The organism is Aquimarina gracilis (assembly GCF_035285365.1).
GTDB classification, from domain to species: domain Bacteria; phylum Bacteroidota; class Bacteroidia; order Flavobacteriales; family Flavobacteriaceae; genus Aquimarina; species Aquimarina gracilis.
The window spans coordinates 172,396-190,388 of sequence record NZ_JAYKLX010000008.1 but is presented as its reverse complement, the minus strand read 5'-3'; the positions used below and the strand labels follow the sequence as shown (position 1 = coordinate 190,388).

Below are 17,993 nucleotides of genomic sequence, written 5' to 3'. Positions count from 1 at the left end.
TGGATTTATAAATGTTGTGCACTTTCTGAATGATAAAATATCTACCGTCTCTTTTTACTTTTTTTGGCCAAAGGATTAAAGGCAAGACATAATTGAATCCAATATTCCAGATCTTTGTCCAGATCAAAGCCGCCGGGGGATACAAATACAAAGCCTTTCATGGGTTTACCTGTAAAATCCATAGGCAGACATCCCTCTTTTTGCATGGCTTGGTCTACAGCATCAGGACCAATACGTGCCATTAAAAGATCCATTTCTTTCTTCTTGTCAAAGTGAATTCCGCAGCACATTTTATCATCTACCATAAAACATAGACCACCCATCATTTTTTTCTCATAAAAGTTGGCTTTTTTCTCTCTAAAAACTTGTCGTATACGATCTGCTATAAATTCGTTATATGCCATTATGATATTGCTTTGGTTAAAAACTCGTTTACAGGCCCCATGACTTTCCAGTAATTCATAAGTTCATCGACCAATGTATTGCTAGTGATTAGATCGGGCGTCTCTTCGGCCACAAAATAAAACTGTTTATTGGCTATAAGCGGTTCTTTTTTGCATACTTCTTGCCACTCTTTGGGAATACGTTTCATTTTATCACCTTTGATCGCTCCAAATTTTTTAACGAAGTCTTTGTTTTCGATTAATTTTCGAAATGCAGTAGGGTTCTCACTTATTACAGTTCTTATTTTCTGAAGTTGCTCTTTTGAAGGGCCAAAGCATCCACCCATAATACCGATCATCTCGGGAGAAAATCGCAGAAAGATTCCCGGTATACTTTTGTCTTTTCTTCCTCCTCTGGAAATAAAGGCAGTATAATGCAGATTGTAAGGTGATTTATCTTTTGAAAATCGAATGTCTCTATTGATACGTAAAATACATTCTTTGGGTCCTATCTGTACATTCGAGTCATGCTTTTGTATTTCTTGAATCATTGCCTCTACAAATTTCTCAAATGGGTTCTTCACACTGGTTTCATATCGTTTTTTGTTGGCATGGAACCAATCTTTATGATTGTTATTTGCCAATGCTGCGAAAAAGTCTATAAAGTCTTTAGTAAAATATGACATATCCCTAAATCTTTGGATGATGAAGTTACTTAATTTTAACATATACCGTCGCACTGAACGGAGTCGAAGTGCCGATCCCTATGAAAGTCTCTCGACTACGCTCAAGATGACAGTATCATATCTTTTAATCTTATTTCATAGAATGAAAGGCAACTCTATTCCCCTCTGTATCTAGGAAAATTGCCATAAATCCATTCTCACCCAATGATGTTTTGGGCATCAATACTTTTCCTCCTGCCTTTTCTACCCTGGCCAGAGGTACCGAAAGATCTTCACCCCCATTAAGATAAGCAAAGGTTCCTTCTTGGGAAGGTTGATTACCATTACCATGCGTTACACACCCTCCTACTCCCCCATCTTTATAAGGGAAAAAGGCCATTTTGAACTCGGCATCTATAGGTTGTAATTCGGCGTCTAAAAGTTCGTTATAAAACTTTACAGCTCTTTCAAAATTGGTACTTGGTATTTCGAACCAGCTAATAGCATTTGACATAATGTTTATTTTTTGATTAGTAACTAATCAAAGATACCTCATCAAATGATTCAAAAAAATTATAATTTTGAAAAAACATAGGTTTCTAAAATGAAGAAAAACGAAGAGTTATTTTATCTTATCAAGTCCTTATCCAAAAGTGAAAAGCGCCATTTTAAACTAAGTACCCAGGGAAATGACTCTGCCGAGTACCTAACACTCTTTGATGCTATTGATACCCAAAAAAAGTATGATGAAAAAGCACTAAAAGAACAATTCAAAGATAGAGCATTCATCAATCAACTTACCACAATAAAAAATTATTTAAAGCATCGAATCCTGCAATCACTTCGAAATTATCACTCACGAATTTCTAGAAACGCAGAACTTATCGACATTATTCGCAATGTAGAAATTCTATATCACAAAGGGCAGTACCCCATTTGCGAAAGCGAATTGAAACGCGCCGAGAAAAAAGCCGTTAACTATCAACAAGATTTGTTACTATATCAGATTTATGATTGGAAAAGAAAAGTACATCAAGCGCTACGCCCCCAAGACCTGAAAACCATAAAAACGATAACCGAACAACAAAAAAATACCTTAAAATTCACCAATGAATATATAGATCTTATCCTTGCCAATATTGATCCTTCACAATTTTCTCTTTCGCATAAAAAAAGTGTTTCGCTACAAAACAAAACCCTTAAAACCCTTCACAAATACCGAAAATTACTGATTTCTAAAGACCACAACAAAGCAAAACGCACTTTAGAAGACTTGATCAAAGAATGGGAACAACAACCCGAGTTGCTTAAAGAATATTTTATCATGTATTTTTCGGTTTGTAATAATCTTCTTGGCTATTTGGTTTTTAAAAAACAATATAAAGAAGCTTTTGTACGCATTCTAAAAATCAAGCAAAAAGCACAAGCCATTGAAAACATCTCGGCAGCTTTTATTAAAGAAAAACTACGTCTATACAACATCGAACTTGAGATACATCGTAGTTTAAAAGATCTGCATACCACACATGTGGTTATTGATGAAATACAACAATTTGTTGAAAAACACAAAACACTAGTGCCAAGCAATTATCAATTATCTTTTCGATTTCAGTTTGCAACAATTTATTTCCTGAAAAATGATTATAAAAAAGCACTACATTGGATCAATGCAATTTTGAATAACCAAAGTAAAAATGATCGAAAGGACCTAATCACATATACCTATTGGCTTAATCTTTTGGTACATTATGAACTTGGAAACGGTTTTACGCTGCGTTATTTGATTGATAGTTTAAAAAAATATCTTAAAAAACAAAAAAACATAGAAGTCTATGAAAAAATACTACTCAAGTTTTTATCAAAAACAGTAGAGTTTTCTCTAAAACAGAAAAAAAATGCATTTCTAACTCTTCAAAAGGAGTTAACGAACCATCCGTTTCCCGAAAATGTTTTAGGTTATATTGATTTTATCGAATGGATCGATAGAAAAGTATAATCTGATTATTCCATTTTTTTGATAGCACGTTGAAATTGATCCTTATATGTATTACCTATAGATAATTGAGTATCGTTGATCTCAACATAGTCATTACCGTAAGCCTTTATTTTTTCCAAGGCAATTATAAAAGATTTATGAATGCGCACAAACAAGTTGCCAGGTAACAATTGCTCTAAATCCATAAGCTTATGATACACAACCAGATGTTTATCCTTTAGATGAATTTTTACATAATTGCTTAACCCTTCGATATAGGTAATATCGTCAAAATCTACACGTACATTTTTTCGGTCAATTTTGAAATAGGCATAGGTATTGGTTTCTATTTTTTCAATTCTTTTAGGGTTGTTGACTTTGTTAACTGCCTTTAAAAATCGTTCAAACGAAAATGGCTTTAATAAATAATCAACTACATCAAGTTCAAAACCTTCCAGGGCAAATTCTCTATACGCCGTTGTGACAATGGTTTGCGGCGGATTGGGTAATGTTTTCAAGAAACTCAATCCGGTTATTTTAGGCATTTCTATATCTAAGAAAAGTATATCAATTTCATGCTCCTGTAGTATTTTAAGGGCTTCCATAGCATTATCACAGATGGCAAACACCTCTAGATTGGGAGTATCTGTAACAAATCCTTTCACAATATTTTGTGCTATAGGTTCGTCGTCGACTATAAGGCATTTAAGATTCATCTTACTGCGATTTAATTTTTAAAACAACCTTAAAAGAAGTGTCCGTTTTGGTAATATCAAGGTCTTTTTGTTCCCCGTAAATTAAATCCAACCGGCGTGTTACATTTTGCAAGCCCAACCCACTTTCATTGGTTCCTTTTTCTTTTTCTTCGATACTAGAAATACTATTTTCGATCATAAAAAACAACAAATCTTTTGTTGCTTTGATATGAATTTTAATCCAACCTTTTTTGATTTCATTTTTTAATCCGTGTTTGAACGCATTTTCGATAAACGGAATCAAAATCAACGGCGGTATCTTAATTTTTTCTACCTTGCCTTCGACTTTGTAATCAATATCTACCCGTTTTTCGTATCGTTCTTTTTCTAAAGCAATAATATTTTCTATTAGTGCTAGTTCTTTACCTAAGTCTACTTTTTCGACATTTGATTCGTATAACGTATAGCTAAGAATCTCTGAAAGTTTAAGAATAAGGCTTGGCGTTTTTTCTGATTTTTCGAGCGCCAATCCATAAATACTGTTTAAAGTATTAAACAAGAAATGCGGATTGGTTTGAGATTTTAAAAACTTCAATTCTGCGTCTACTTTTTCCCTTCGTAACGCCTCGGTTTCCCTCCGTTCTTTAAACCAATCAAAAAACAACTTAAATCCAGTTGTAAACGCCACAGGAGATACAATAATGAGCGCTGCTTGTAAAAGATTAGAAAATTTCCATACATAAATATGACCTCCCTGAATCCACTGGGGAAAAAACTTAGGATACCCCCAATACAACACAAAATAGCGATGTGCAATCGCCATAATTGCCAATAACATCAACAAGTATAAAAAGTAGAAGAAAAATTTATTCTTGTATAAAACCCTTGGAATCAAAATAAACCAATTAACATATACTGCAATTAATCTTGAAGGCAAATACAACAACTCATAGATAATAGCATCTCCAAAAGTTTGTCGATATCCCCATTCTGAAATGGCAAATGAGAACATTATAACCACCCAAAATATAATATGATATGTGACCTGTTTTAAATTCGACACCTTAAATAAAGATAACAAACAAAGCTAACATTTATATTTTCTCTTCTTCTCTTTTTATGTTTACTGCCTAATAACTTATGTAAACTCCCATTTTTTAAATGACATAAAGAAAACGAGTGTATACCGCATAAAGATCGGTATTGGAATAAAATTCTACTTCGGTAACTTTCATGAGCGTACATTACATTCAATTTCTATTTTCATGGTTGATACAATGAAAAGTTCGATTTCTTTTTTTTTTGATTTTTATAGTACTTCTATTATCAGGATGTAAAGAACCTTACCTCTTTAGAAACAAGAATATTTATCAATTACGAGTGCAAAACCTCCTATAACTTATGAAAACAATTTTAACCCTCTGCATGCTGCTTTTTCAGGTTTCGTTCCTTGCTGCACAATGGGAATTTCGTGATATTATCAAACATGATAATATCACGTACCCAAAAACAAGCAAAAAAGCTTCAATTTCACAACAGATAGGAATTACCACAATTACTATAGATTATCATAGACCCGCCGTACGAAATAGAATAATTTGGGGGAAACTTTTGCCGTACGGCAAAGTTTGGAGAGCCGGGGCCGAAGAATCTACTACAATTACCTTTATGGATAATGTACTGGTTAACGGAAAATCCATTGGCCCGGGTAAATATGGTTTACATATGATCCCAGGAGCAGCTAGCTTTACAATTATATTTTCCAAAAATCACACACAATGGGGTAGCTTTTATTACAAACAAGAAGAAGATGCACTTAGAATTAAGGTTCCTATAGAAAAAGTAAACTTCCATGAATATCTGAAATATGATTTTGATCCCATTTCAGAAAATAAAGTAGGCATAACTATGAGTTGGGAAGAAATCGGTATTACATTCGAGGTCGAAGTAAACGAGATAGAAACTACCCTAGCCGTAATACGAGACGAATTGCGAACACTACCTAGGTTTACCTGGAAGGGCCTACGCGAAGCCGCTTTATTTTGTTGGCTTCACGATACAAATCTAGAAGAGGCTCTAAATTGGATTGATTTATCTATACGAAATGAAGAGAGATTTGAAAATGTATTTATAAAACATCTGATTTTAAAGTCATTAAGCCGCACTACCGAAGCACAAAAGTCTCTAGAAAAATCGAAAGAGTTAGGAAGTGCAAACAAAATGATTTATACCGCCAGAGAATCTATTGGGCATCATAAAAGTCTACAAAAGGCAATCGAAATTTTAAACCTTACGTTGTTACACTATCCTAATGCTTATGAAGCGTATCTTTATATGGGAGTTTCTTATGGTTGGTTGGGACAACTGGATCAGTCAAAATTAAATTTCGAAAAAGCCAAGAAAATAGCTTCGTCACAAAAGGAAAAAGACCGTGTGATCACTAGAATGTCTGAATTCAAGTTTAAATAATAACCAAAATCTGTTTTAGCATGAAAATTTCTCTTTTTATAGTTTCCATATTTTGGCTTGTAAGTATTTTTACGAGTACTTTAAACGCTCAATCAGAAAACCCTTTGGAACAACTCTCCTATTACATCGGTACCTGGAGACCGAATGCAGACCAACCTATGGTTAAAAGAAACCCGAAAATGAAAGATTACAAGGTCATCGACTTTAACTGGGGTAGCAACAAAAAGGTAATACATTCCAGAACAGGTATGTATGCTAATATAAAAGAAGAATTTTCTTCGGAAGGTATTATAACCTATAATCCAAATACCAAAAAAATAGTTTGGCTAGAATATCAAATTGATAACGAAATTCTTTTTGAAGGTGAATATAAAATACTAGGGAATAACAAAGTACAGCGCGTATACACTGTGTATTATGCAGAGAACTATCCTGATATTCCAAATCCACAACTCCCAGGATGGACCCGAAAATATAGAGAAACCTTTACCCCTGTATCCAAAAACACTATAAATTGGTTAACTGAAACCTTGATTGATGGTAAATGGGTTAAACAACAACAAAACAATGAGGGTTTTAAAGCGATAAGAGATCACTAATTTACATTTTACATAAAGAACCTATTACTACGCAAAATTGTTATCGTGATTTATATAAAAACCTTTTACCACATAATTAAGTTAACTACATTTAATTGATTTTAAATGTATTACTATGCAGTCGTCTATTTCATCTTTTTTAATTTTCATAATTTGCACTATTGTTTTTACCACAGAAACCTCTTCTCAAAGCTTAAACAACAGTGATATTGCTTTTACAATCCCCGAAAAAGACTTACTTCCTGAAAGCATTGCTTATGATTCAATCAACAAAGAATTTTATATAGGAAGTACTCGAAAAGGGAAAATAGTTAAGGTTTTAGAAAATGGAATTCATCAAGATTTCATTCTTTCGAAACAAGATGGTTTATGGATGGTCATTGGGATCAAAATAGATGTTAAAAGAAGACATTTATGGGTGTGTAGCTCTGGTGGTGATAATCTAGAAGAATATACCCTAAAAGATGAAAAAGAAGGTCGTCCTGCCGGTATTTTTAAATTTAATTTAGATACCAAAAAATTAATCAAAAAATATGTTTTAGACACTCCAGGCGAAGTACATTTTTTTAATGATTTGGTTATTGCCAAAAATGGTGACGTTTACATAACCCATATGTTTTCTGATCATTCTTTATACAAAATTTCCAAAACCGAAGATCAGCTCAAAAAAATGTCCTCATTAGATACTATAAAATACCCTAATGGAATCTCTTTATCTAATGATGAATCAAAACTCTACATAGCCCATTCTGAGGGAATCTCGATGGTAAACCTACAAGACGCCAGTCTAAAATCAGTATCAGTTCCTCATGGGATAAAACTTGCCAAACAAGAAAGCATTGATGGCTTGTACTTTTATAAAAATACGCTTATCGGGATACAACCCGATACCAAAACTGTAATACAGTTAAGTTTGGATAAACAGGGCTCAAAAATTACAAAAGCTACCCTGCTTGAAGTTGATCATCCCATGATGAATAACCCAACCACTGGCGTGTTAATTGAAGACCAGTTTTACTATGTTGCCAATGCACAGTTTGGAAGTTTTAATGAAGATGGATCCTTGTTTCCATCAGAAAAACTATACGAAGTATGCATTCTTAGATTATCATTAAAAAACAATCTCTCAAAAAACGAACATTATGAATAGGAAGCAATTTTTAACGACTGGTATTATAGCCACAAGCGTTTTCACATCACCATATTCGCTATTGGCGAATAAACAAGATGATCCAAAACTAGATAAAAAAATCGTAAAGGAATTTGTAAGTGCTGGACATGGGAAATTCGAAAAAGTAAAAGAGCTTCTCGAAGAGAATCCAACTTTATTAAATGCTGCTCATGACTGGAAATTTGGTGATTTTGAAACTGCATTGGGCGCTGCCAGCCATGTTGGTCATAAAGAATTAGCGCAATACCTGATCAACAAAGGAGCCCAGGCCAATATTTTTACCGCAGCTCTATTTGGAAGAATTGAAATTATAAAACCAATGCTGAATCTATTTCCTAGTGCTTTGCATGCCAAAGGGCCTCATGGGTTTACATTATTGCATCATGCCCAACGTGGTGGTGAAGAAGCAAAAGAAGTAACAGAATATTTGGTGTCGCTAGGTGCAAAAGAAACCAAAATTGCTCTCTACTAATCGTATTTCGCTTTACCACATGCAAAAGATGCAATATCAAAAAATGGTATTGCATCTTTACTAGCTGGCTTCCTTCAAATAAAGTCTTTACTTCTTGAGCATTTTTATAGTTTCGAGATAAGATCCCGATGTAAGTTTGATCATGTACAATCCAGCAGGAAGTCGGTTGGTAAATGAAGAAATATCCAAGGTGCTTTTTCCTTTATCCATATATTCTTTAGGCATTTGAGCAACCCTTCTTCCTTGCAAATCATAGGCTCCAATATACACGATACCATATTCAGGTTGCTGCCATGTCAATATTGCTTTATCATTTACTTCGTTAGGATACAAGGTAAGTTTCGGTGAAGCCTCTTCGGTAAATAACCTACCAAAATTCATAGTTACATCAAAGTTACCTGGAGCAGACCAATTACCAGCCTCATCTCTCACCATACTTTTTACTTTTCCACTTGTCGTCCTAAGGTCCTTACTATTGTCTGAATTTCCTGCGGTTACCTTCACACTATTCCCAGCTCTGAACTTATACACTTTTACATCATCAAGTTCGATAGCCGTCTTGTTGGTACGAAAAGAAAATGCAACTCCAGAAGCGATTGGACTGCTGTCGGTCCATTTCAAAAGATATTGATTGTTTTTCCAAATCTGAATCACACCATAGGCGGGGCTATATGTTACACGATATTTTGCCCAATCATTGTCCAAAGAAACATCGGCAATGGCTCTAAAATACAATACATTATTTACAGTTTCGTAGATACGAACTTTGTTATCCTCTCCACTAAACCAAATTAAATATGAGTTTCCTCTTTGGCTTAATGTTCCATCAGAAGACATAATATGAATTCCGAACTTTCGGGGGCCCGAAGTCGATGTAACTTTTGCGGCAAATTCGTATAAATAAGGTAGTCCCGAATCTTGAATCAGGTACGAGCTCCATAATGTATTATCTGAAGTCGTATTGGTTTGTTTTAATCTTCCTCCTGTTACGCTCCAACTACCGGCTCCTTTATCATACACTCCAAAATCCTGTCCAAAATTTTCATTGAAGAACCCATTTCTTCTATTGGCCAAAAAACTTGAGCTATACTTCTCGAGTACCTGGTAATATCTTCTGGCTATGCCAACGTTGTCATTATCGCTAAAAGACACTGTAAAATCTCCGGTTTGTACACTTCCTCCACTTATTGATGTTGTAGGGGGGGTCGTATCTGAAGGTGGTGGTGTCCCGCCACCGCCAGAACATCCATTAGACACCAAAAGATCTACTCCGCTGCGAATACCCCCCAGAGTTGCATAACCGCCATTTCCAGGACAAGCAGAACATCCTGCATCCCGATGTCCAGAGATGTGGGTAAGCGCTCGATTTACCGAATAATGAAATGATGAACCAAGAGGGTTTATATTTTCTTTATCGGCTTTCCATGCCAATAAACGTTTTAATGAGTTTTGTGTTGCCGTGGTTGGTGTAACCGATGAATAGTCACCAAGCATACAAACTCCCATGGTATTTCTATTTCTTCCACAAAAATGTGCTCCAATAGCATTATCTCCTCCTGCTCTTCCTTCATAAATTACTCCATTAGGGTCAACCAAAAAATTATATCCTATATCTGACCATCCATTACCATTAATATGGAAATTTTGTACTGCTCTTACTCTTGCTGCCCAATCACTGCTGGTATTAGATCCAAACTCATGATGTACAATAAGATGTGTAACATTTGAAGTAGCCGCTCCACTTCTAGGGATAGCACCCCATTGACCTCGGTTTACCACTGATGGTCTTGAGCAAGGGGCCTTTGTGGCATTTTTGGCATTCTCTTGAATTTGTTTCTGAACTTTCTTTGACGTTTCTCCAGGACTGTAATTGAATAGTTGAGCGTTGGAAATAATAACATTCTTCATGTTACTATTTAATGAAAGCTTGTATTGAATGTATCTCACCTGTTTATCCAAAAATTCCATTTTTGAAACTACACGTTCAGCAGTTTGTTCTAAGTGCCCATCGAATAGGGCGCTCTTCCAATCAGACCATGATTTTCCGTTTCTTGAAGTACGGTAACTGAGGTTCATTAGGGTGTAATTAAGATTTTCCCCTTCCCAAACCGTATATGACGAAATAAACGGTTTGGCTTTTTTTAGACGAATACGGGTAGGTTTTAAAATAAACTCGGGAGCCTCTTGTATCTTTTCTTGCATTGCGAGGCCGTTGGATTTTTGAGTAAATGCTGTACTAATCGATAAGGCATCTTGACTTGAGAAATTAATTTTGATAGTTTCGGAGCTTTCTCCTTTAAATACATGTCGCTTTTCTTGTGCGAAAGTATTAAGCACAAGAATTAGGCAACATATTACCTGGGGTAATACGCTTTTTTTCATAGTTGATGATTTGTGTTAGTCGAACTAAAATTGAAAAAAAGTTTTGTTTAATCCAAAGATGAGCCAGCAAAATTTGTAGTAAAATTCAAAATACCAGCCATCTATCCCCTAAAAACTAGCGTTCACAGGAATGGTTAAAAAATGTTATAAAAATGTTAAATAGAATTTCACTCACAAAACACTATGAGAAATAGATATAGATTCCTATAACCACAATACAAATTAAAGCTCCGGCAATTTTTACTCCTTTCCAGGGGGTAATGTCCACTTCTTCGGTATATTGCTGTTCATACGCCTGTTCTCTAGGCTTCAGTATTCCTATTAGGAGCATAACAATAACATTCAACACAAAAAGAATAGCCATCACATGTAAAAAATGCGGGAATTGACCTTCCATTACGGTAGCGTCTAGCACTACATAAATTAAGTACAAGACTGCTCCTGCAATAATGGCAATTTTGGCAGCAATTGCCGGAACATTTTTGGTCAAATATCCCACAACTATAATCGTAAGGATTGGGATGCTATAACAACCATTTACTTGCTGTAAGTAACTGAAGATACTTTCTGCACTTTGTAAGAGTGGCGCAATAAACATGGCAAACAAAGCAAGACCGATACCAAATAATTTCCCTGCCTTTACGGTTTGTTTTTCTGAAGCATCTTTATTGATATATTCTTTGTAAATATCAATCCCAAATAGTGTTACAGAGCTATTTAATGCACTATTAAATGAACTTAAAATTGCTCCAAAAAGTACAGCCGCAAAAAAACCAACAAGAGATAATGGTAATACTTTACTCACCAACATTGGATAAGCTTCGTCTGCCTTTTCTAGTGTATCACCAAACATATGAAAAGCAATTACCCCAGGAAGTACTACAATAAGAGGTCCCAATATTTTGATAAAAGAAGCCAACAGTAATCCTTTTTGACCTTCTTTTAAATTTTTTGCCCCCAACGCTCTTTGAATAATAGCCTGATTGGTCCCCCAATAAAACAACTGTACAAGCATCATCCCAGTAAAAATAGTAGCAAAAGGTACCGAAGCCTCATCACTACCAATAGAATCAAATTTTTCGGGATTCTCTTTAAGTAAAGTAGTGATTCCCTCTCCTATGCTTCCATCTCCAATCTCAAGCAACCCAAATATGGGAATCATGATACCTCCTATTAACAATCCAATAGCATTAATGGTATCCGATACTGCTACAGCTTTTAACCCCCCAAAAATTGCATAAATTGACCCAACAATTCCGATCCCAAAAACACAAATCCAAATAGAAGTATTTTTTGAAACTCCCAACAACTCGGGAACATCAAACATGGTACTTAATGCCAATGAACCTGTGTACAAAACTATTGGAAGCAATACAATGGCATATCCCGTAAGAAAAAGTCCAGAAGTTATTGCTTTGGTTGTCGTATCGTATCTTCTTTCCAAAAATTGGGGAACGGTAGTAATCCCACCTTTAAGATATCTAGGTAATAAAAATACCGCTGTGATGACCATAGCAATAGCTGCCAAGGTCTCCCAGGCCATTACCAAAATACCTTCAGAAAACGCACTACCATTTAATCCAACAATCTGCTCTGTAGAAAGATTGGTTAACAATAAGGATCCTGCAATAACCACCCCCGTTAAGCTTCTTCCTCCTAAAAAGTAGCCGTCAGAGGTGTTTTCATCTGTTTTTAATGTAGAAATGTATGCAATTACCCCTACCAGAAGAGTAAAGCCCAAAAAGGAAAGTATGCCCATGTTTTGTGTTTTTGAAGTACTAAATATATAGGATTTATTTTAATAAATGTATATACTACATTTAATTTAGAATCCTCAAGCAGCTAATTTAGGCTCAAAACAATTTCAAAAAAAACCATTCTTCTATATAGTTTCTTAACTTTTATCATATGTTCGTCGAAACCTTAACATCTCCTTAAAAAATGTTAAGTTTTTTAAAAAATAGTAATAATCAAAATGATTTGCGTTTACTATGCGTACATAATATTTTAAAACTCACAAACTCAACATATATGAAAATCAACTCACCAATTTTAATTAGGGAAACAAGTTCTTAATAATTGAACTACAAAGAATTAGCCAAATTCATCAAAATCAATCGGTGTATTTACCATGTCAAACAATGGTAACGCTTTAAAACATCGCGTACAAATGCGAATCCCTGAACTTAACCAATAATTACCTATGCATTTGTTGGACCTCAGATATAGTATATCTGAGGTCTTTTTTTGATTATTACTTACTTAAATCCGTAATAAATACCCTATTTTTGAGTCCTTATAAGTAAATATTGACAATGAATTTCTCTCGAATTTCTCTTCTGGTTATTGCAATACTGTGCTTTGCCTGTAAAAAAGAAAAACAAATCGTTCAGGATAGTTCTCAAACTATAGTGCGATTAGATAGTCTTTCTAATGCAAAAATCAATTTAAATCTTTTAAAACTTTCTGCAGAAGCCGAAAAGGATCTTGAGACTTTTGAAGATTTTAAAAACTTGAGATCTTTTATACAAACATTGAGTACAGCAAATCCCCATTACATACACAAACATGTAGATAGTTTGGATTTACTAATTCAAACTTTTGACGAAAATCTATCCGAAGAGCTTAATCTTAACACCATTAATTCTCGAATAACCGTCATGTCTACAGAATTAGGTTTGTTAAAATTATTATCTGAAAGTAAAAATCCGAATCCTGAAAAAATTCTGGAAGCCAATACTCGTATGGTAACTGCATACAACAGCCTTATTATTCAGTTGAATGAGTTATCTCTGGCCATACCAGAAAATATTGAAAAAGAACTGCTACGAGAAATAGAAGAAGACGAGGAATAAAAATCAAGTCAAAAGATGAAAAGAACAATCTTACCACTTTTACTCTTAATCGCTACCTTTTGTTCTGGGCAAGAGGGTGAAATCAATCTTGTAATTCAGAAATGGCATAAGGCCGCTGCCAATGCTAATTTTGAAGCTTATTTTGGTCTTATGACCGAAGACGCAATTTTTATAGGTACAGATCCAACCGAAAACTGGACCTATACTGAGTTCAAAGTCTTTGCAAAACCATACTTTGACAAGGGGAAGGCTTGGAGTTTTTCTGACCTTGAACGTAATATATTTATTGAAAATGATGCTAAAATTGCCTGGTTTGACGAATTATTAGATACTCAAATGGGAATATGCAGAGGTAGCGGTGTTCTACAGAAAACAGAAGAAGGATGGAAAATAAAGCATTATGTACTTTCTATAGCTATCCCAAATGAAAACGTAAAGGAAATTACAACGCTCAAGGAAAAATTTGATATTGATTTAATCGAAAAGTTAAGAGGTAATAAAAATTAAAAGAGCGCTTCTTTAAATTCTTTTAAATCTGAAAAACAGTTTTGAGCTCCGTTGGCTTCGAGCTTACTTCTGTTTCTGTCTCCTATTCCCACAAAATCAATAGAAAGGTTTTGCGCAGTTTTTAAATCCCAAATGCCATCACCAACAGATACTATGTTATCGAACTGTTCCTTATTATAAAAAGCTTTAGATCTTTCTATGGCATCCAACACAAATCCTTCTCTGGATTCATGAGTTTTCGACGTTGCCAAAATCTTCTTATCGAACCAGATATCACACTGTTCTAATTTTAGTATTGCAGGTCTAGGCAACGCTCCAGTTGCAAAACAAAATGAAACTTGCCGATCTTTAAAAAACTGAATTAGATTCCTCGCGCCTCTAATCTCTTTTACAGGATCAAAATTACTCATTTGGAGCACTAGATTCGTTTCAAAATCATCGAGTAATTCCTTCTGGAAAGTCTTTTTAAAATTACGTTCATAGTTATACCGTAAGGCATAACTATCTGTATGATGTTTATAATTATTATAATCGGTATCGATATCTGAAATTCCCATGGCCATGAGCGATTTTGTCACCGACATTAAATACATCGGTACACTATCTGTAAGCGTTCCGTCGATATCAAATATGTAAAGAGTATTTTTCAGAAGTTATGTGAATTAAAGTGAATACTTCAAGGATATTATAAAATTTCGCCCTGCTGCTGCAACACCTGAAGAATAGGGGCGATAACGTTGATCTGTAATATTTTCGACCGAAAATATGCTTCTAAGATTATCAGAAATTTGATATTGTGTTCTCAAGTTAAGTGTGTACCAAGATGGTGAATAAGGATTCCCGTCTTCATTTTTTGCATATAAAAAGGCATTATTTTGTTGGGAAGGTGCCAGGTCTTGAAAATCAAATTGACCGTTATACACAGCAAAAGCGTCCACTGTCCATTTTTGGGAAGTAAAGGTTAATCTGGTATTTCCAAATTGAGGAGCCACATGCCTTGTTGGCGTTGTCACGCCATCTTCTAATTCTTCTTCTCCCCCCACAAATGTATATTGTGAAGCCAACTTAAACCGTTTTGCGAATTGATATTTTATTCCTGCTTCAAAACCATAAATTCTGGCTCTAGCTGCATTTTGAATAGCTTGTACATTACTAAGCTCTCCGTCAAAAACGATTTCCGTTTCACCATTTAAGTTAAAATCTCTTCGTACCAAAGCATTATCCAAATAAGTATAATATGTAGCTAAGTCTATAGAAAAAATAGTTCCAAAATTTGCGCTTAAACCTAACTCTCCGTTATATGCATATTCGGGCCTAATATGAGGATTTGGCACTACAACCGACCCTGGCTCTGAATCAAAAATCTTACCTACATCGTCGATATTAGGTGCTCTAAACGCGGTTGAAAAATTTAATTTCCAATGTAAAATATTATTTGGCAACCAGCTTAGACCTGCCGTTCCAGTAAGTGCATCGGTATCTATGTTTGCTTCGTCGAAAGGGAAATCAAAAAAGTCGTTATTAAATTCTGAATACAAAATGATTCGATTGTATCGCAATCCTCCTTGAAACCTTAATTTTTCACTGAATTTATTTTTAATGCTTGCATACGCTGCTATAGACTGCCAGGTAGATCCATCGGGATATCGTGCTGGTGCAGCTGTTACTTCTCCGCTACTTCTATTGCGCTCAGAACCTTCAGAAAAGACATTATTTAAAATGTATTCTAGTCCATAATAAAGAGACGTTTTTTTAGTATACTGTTTTTCAAAATCCAGATTTAAAGAATATACATCAACTTGCTCCTGTGTTTGTGATAATATATCACTTCCAAAATCTCTATCGTTTCTGCTCTCTTCAAAATATTGATAGGCCGCTGTGATTTTTATTTTATCATACAGACTACTTCTTGACTTATGAAAAACCTGAAGATTTCCCATCCCCCATCGTTGTGGGCCATAGAACCACTCTGCCGACCTTAAGTCATCATCACGCCTTCTTATTAAACGATCATACCTGGGATAATCTGATGTTTCAGAATACATCAACCCTAAATTGATATCCCATTTTTCATTAGGAATATAATGTACCTTTTGTAAGAAATTTACTTGATTATACCCCGTAAAAACCTGTTCTTCGGGATCTGGATTTTGCAATACGATATCTTGCCCACTACTTGTATCTACATACTCGGTACGCAGGTAATCATCGGGGCCATGACTTCCCATTTTCAAGTCGCCAAAATCGGTATAACTTACACTAGTTAAAAATGCCCATTTTTCTAGGCCAATATTAAAATCAACATGCCCCGTTTTTTCATTACTGGCACTAGCATATCTCGCCAATACATTCCCGCTAACATGATTCTCATCTCTAATGGCAAACTTTGGTTGTGCTGTATAAAAATTCATTACTCCTCCTACGGCATCACTACCATACACAACAGATCCCGGACCTAAAATCACCTCGGTTCTATCAACCGTAAAAGGGTCGATAGATATCACATTTTGTACATTTCCTCCTCTAAAAATAGCAGTGTTCATTCGAACTCCATCTACGGTAAGCAATAATCGATTGGTAGAAAACCCTCTTATTATGGGACTACCTCCACCCAATTGACTTTTTTGTATAAATACCTGACCACTACTTTGCAATAGATCTGCAGACGTTTGTGGAGTGGCAATTGCAATATCTTCAGACGAAATGCTTACTATTTTTTGAGAAATATCCTTTTTATCCTGCTCCCATTTTGATACCGAAATAACGACTTCGGATAGTTGATTTTTATCCTCATCCAAATGAACTTTATTTCCCACCTTCAGCAATTCCGATTTTGAAACATTAAATGGTGTATGTAAGCTATGCCTGAAGTATAGTGTTTCATTCATAGAAAATTCAGAAATATCAGCCCTACCATCAAAATCGGTAACTACTCTTTTGGACTTTTCTTTATTTTCTATGATTACTTCAGGAATTGGTGTATCAGAACTTCGGTCTACAACAGTAATCTCTTGAGCTGTTGCAAACGAAATAGAAAACAGAAATAATAAAACTGATACAAATAAGCGCATTATCTTATTTAAAAATTTCGTTTAATACCGATAGCGATTTTGGTTTCTTAAAACCGTGCAAATGTAGTTCAAAATATACTAATAACATAGCTAGAATCTCTCTTCGCAAATTCTTGGACAATTTAATATTCATACTTGCCTCAAATGTTGTGCCTAAAAATTCTTTGAACAGCAGTACATGCGATCCACTAACGCAATATGGGTTAACACTAATGGATTGGAAGACACCCTCTTGAAGATTAAAATACGCTTCTTCTTTTTGAGAAAGTTCAGGAAAAAACCCAAGATATTGGGTAAGCTTAATAAGAAAAGTAATATGAAAATTTGCGATATTATCATGAGTATCTAACCAAAGTAGGGTGGTTTCCAGATATTCAAATAAATCAATATTAGTTTCTTCTTCTTGTATCGAGCTTTTTAAAATATCTGAAACAAAAAACACTAGGGCACTTTTCATATAATCTGTATGAAGTGTAGTATAATGAGAAACTACCCGAGCGTCTTTAATTCGTTCTAAAGTACCTTTGTTTTTATGGGAAGCCTCTATTTCTAAAACAGTAAGCGGTTGAAAAAAAGAAGATCGAATCTTTCCTTTTTTGGATTTTAGCACACCTCTTTGCAAATAGGATTTTAGCCCATCGGTTTTTGTAAAAAGAGTAACAATAAGATCTGCTTCGCCATACCGAATAGAGTGAATAACTATTGCCCGAGAGTTGATAATCATAGATAGAGCGAAAATAATCAAAAAA

General features: G+C 34.8%; 17 protein-coding genes. 7 read left to right on the top strand and 10 right to left on the bottom strand.

Annotated features, from left to right (window positions below; translation table 11 throughout):
* Positions 1-41 precede the first annotated feature (41 nt).
* The 3 genes from U6A24_RS17510 to U6A24_RS17500 form a co-directional block, all read right to left on the bottom strand.
* Entirely contained in the window at positions 42-404 is a 363-nt protein-coding gene (locus U6A24_RS17510; RefSeq protein ID WP_324181298.1) for a TfoX/Sxy family protein, read from the bottom strand.
* Positions 404-1,069 (bottom strand): DUF2461 domain-containing protein, encoded by a 666-nt coding sequence (locus U6A24_RS17505; RefSeq protein WP_324181297.1) that lies wholly within the window; start codon positions 1,067-1,069, stop codon positions 404-406. The genes U6A24_RS17510 and U6A24_RS17505 overlap by 1 nt, the downstream gene beginning before the upstream one ends.
* Before the next feature lie 130 nt (positions 1,070-1,199).
* Positions 1,200-1,562, bottom strand: coding sequence for a VOC family protein (locus U6A24_RS17500; protein WP_324181296.1), 363 nt, complete (start codon positions 1,560-1,562; stop codon positions 1,200-1,202).
* A gap of 90 nt (positions 1,563-1,652) precedes the next feature.
* On the opposite strand from U6A24_RS17500, the gene U6A24_RS17495 reads away from it, so the two are divergent.
* The gene (locus U6A24_RS17495) at positions 1,653-3,044 is read left to right on the top strand and encodes a hypothetical protein (protein WP_324181295.1); all 1,392 of its coding nucleotides are present in this window, start codon (positions 1,653-1,655) and stop codon (positions 3,042-3,044) included.
* A gap of 5 nt (positions 3,045-3,049) precedes the next feature.
* On the opposite strand, the gene U6A24_RS17490 is transcribed toward U6A24_RS17495, so the two are convergent.
* Both U6A24_RS17490 and U6A24_RS17485 read right to left on the bottom strand, forming a co-directional pair.
* Positions 3,050-3,739, bottom strand: coding sequence for a LytR/AlgR family response regulator transcription factor (locus U6A24_RS17490; RefSeq protein WP_324181294.1), 690 nt, complete (start codon positions 3,737-3,739; stop codon positions 3,050-3,052).
* Position 3,740: 1 nt separating this feature from the next.
* Positions 3,741-4,781: a sensor histidine kinase gene (locus U6A24_RS17485; RefSeq protein WP_324181293.1), complete on the bottom strand. Its 1,041-nt coding sequence runs from the start codon at positions 4,779-4,781 to the stop codon at positions 3,741-3,743.
* Between the two features lie 338 nt (positions 4,782-5,119).
* Here U6A24_RS17485 and U6A24_RS17480 point away from each other — a divergent pair, with 338 nt between their 5' ends.
* The 4 genes from U6A24_RS17480 to U6A24_RS17465 all read left to right on the top strand — a co-directional run bounded on the left by U6A24_RS17480 (position 5,120) and on the right by U6A24_RS17465 (position 8,429).
* Positions 5,120-6,187 carry a DUF2911 domain-containing protein gene (locus tag U6A24_RS17480; RefSeq protein ID WP_324181292.1) on the top strand — a complete coding sequence of 356 codons (1,068 nt, stop codon included), beginning with the start codon at positions 5,120-5,122 and terminating at the stop codon, positions 6,185-6,187.
* Between the two features lie 20 nt (positions 6,188-6,207).
* On the top strand, positions 6,208-6,786 hold the full coding sequence (locus tag U6A24_RS17475; protein WP_324181291.1) for a hypothetical protein: 579 nt from the start codon (positions 6,208-6,210) through the stop codon (positions 6,784-6,786).
* 115 nt (positions 6,787-6,901) lie between these two features.
* A complete protein-coding gene (locus U6A24_RS17470) occupies positions 6,902-7,936 on the top strand; it encodes an SMP-30/gluconolactonase/LRE family protein (protein WP_324181290.1) in 1,035 nt (344 codons plus the stop codon).
* Positions 7,929-8,429, top strand: a complete 501-nt coding sequence (locus tag U6A24_RS17465) for a hypothetical protein (protein ID WP_324181289.1) — start codon at positions 7,929-7,931, stop codon at positions 8,427-8,429. Before U6A24_RS17470 ends, U6A24_RS17465 begins: the two co-directional genes overlap by 8 nt.
* 87 nt (positions 8,430-8,516) lie before the next feature.
* Here U6A24_RS17465 and U6A24_RS17460 read toward each other — a convergent pair whose 3' ends face one another.
* On the bottom strand, positions 8,517-10,811 hold the full coding sequence (locus U6A24_RS17460) for an N-acetylmuramoyl-L-alanine amidase (RefSeq protein ID WP_324181288.1): 2,295 nt from the start codon (positions 10,809-10,811) through the stop codon (positions 8,517-8,519).
* 181 nt (positions 10,812-10,992) lie between these two features.
* Positions 10,993-12,570, bottom strand: coding sequence for a solute:sodium symporter family transporter (locus U6A24_RS17455; protein WP_324181287.1), 1,578 nt, complete (start codon positions 12,568-12,570; stop codon positions 10,993-10,995).
* 556 nt (positions 12,571-13,126) lie between these two features.
* On the opposite strand from U6A24_RS17455, the gene U6A24_RS17450 reads away from it, so the two are divergent.
* Together U6A24_RS17450 and U6A24_RS17445 are read left to right on the top strand one after the other, a co-directional pair.
* A complete protein-coding gene (locus U6A24_RS17450; protein WP_324181286.1) occupies positions 13,127-13,666 on the top strand; it encodes a hypothetical protein in 540 nt (179 codons plus the stop codon).
* A gap of 15 nt (positions 13,667-13,681) precedes the next feature.
* Positions 13,682-14,173 (top strand): nuclear transport factor 2 family protein, encoded by a 492-nt coding sequence (locus U6A24_RS17445; RefSeq protein ID WP_324181285.1) that lies wholly within the window; start codon positions 13,682-13,684, stop codon positions 14,171-14,173.
* Here the strand turns inward: U6A24_RS17445 and U6A24_RS17440 are convergent.
* From U6A24_RS17440 to recO, 3 genes are read right to left on the bottom strand one after another with little or no spacing between them, the layout of a single operon-like run.
* Positions 14,170-14,805 carry an HAD family hydrolase gene (locus U6A24_RS17440; RefSeq protein ID WP_324181413.1) on the bottom strand — a complete coding sequence of 212 codons (636 nt, stop codon included), beginning with the start codon at positions 14,803-14,805 and terminating at the stop codon, positions 14,170-14,172. The genes U6A24_RS17445 and U6A24_RS17440 overlap by 4 nt on opposite strands.
* Before the next feature lie 30 nt (positions 14,806-14,835).
* Positions 14,836-17,244 (bottom strand): TonB-dependent receptor plug domain-containing protein, encoded by a 2,409-nt coding sequence (locus tag U6A24_RS17435; protein WP_324181284.1) that lies wholly within the window; start codon positions 17,242-17,244, stop codon positions 14,836-14,838.
* A 4-nt stretch (positions 17,245-17,248) separates the two neighbouring features.
* A complete protein-coding gene (gene recO, locus U6A24_RS17430; protein WP_324181283.1) occupies positions 17,249-17,968 on the bottom strand; it encodes a DNA repair protein RecO in 720 nt (239 codons plus the stop codon).
* Between the last annotated feature and the right edge of the window lie 25 nt (positions 17,969-17,993).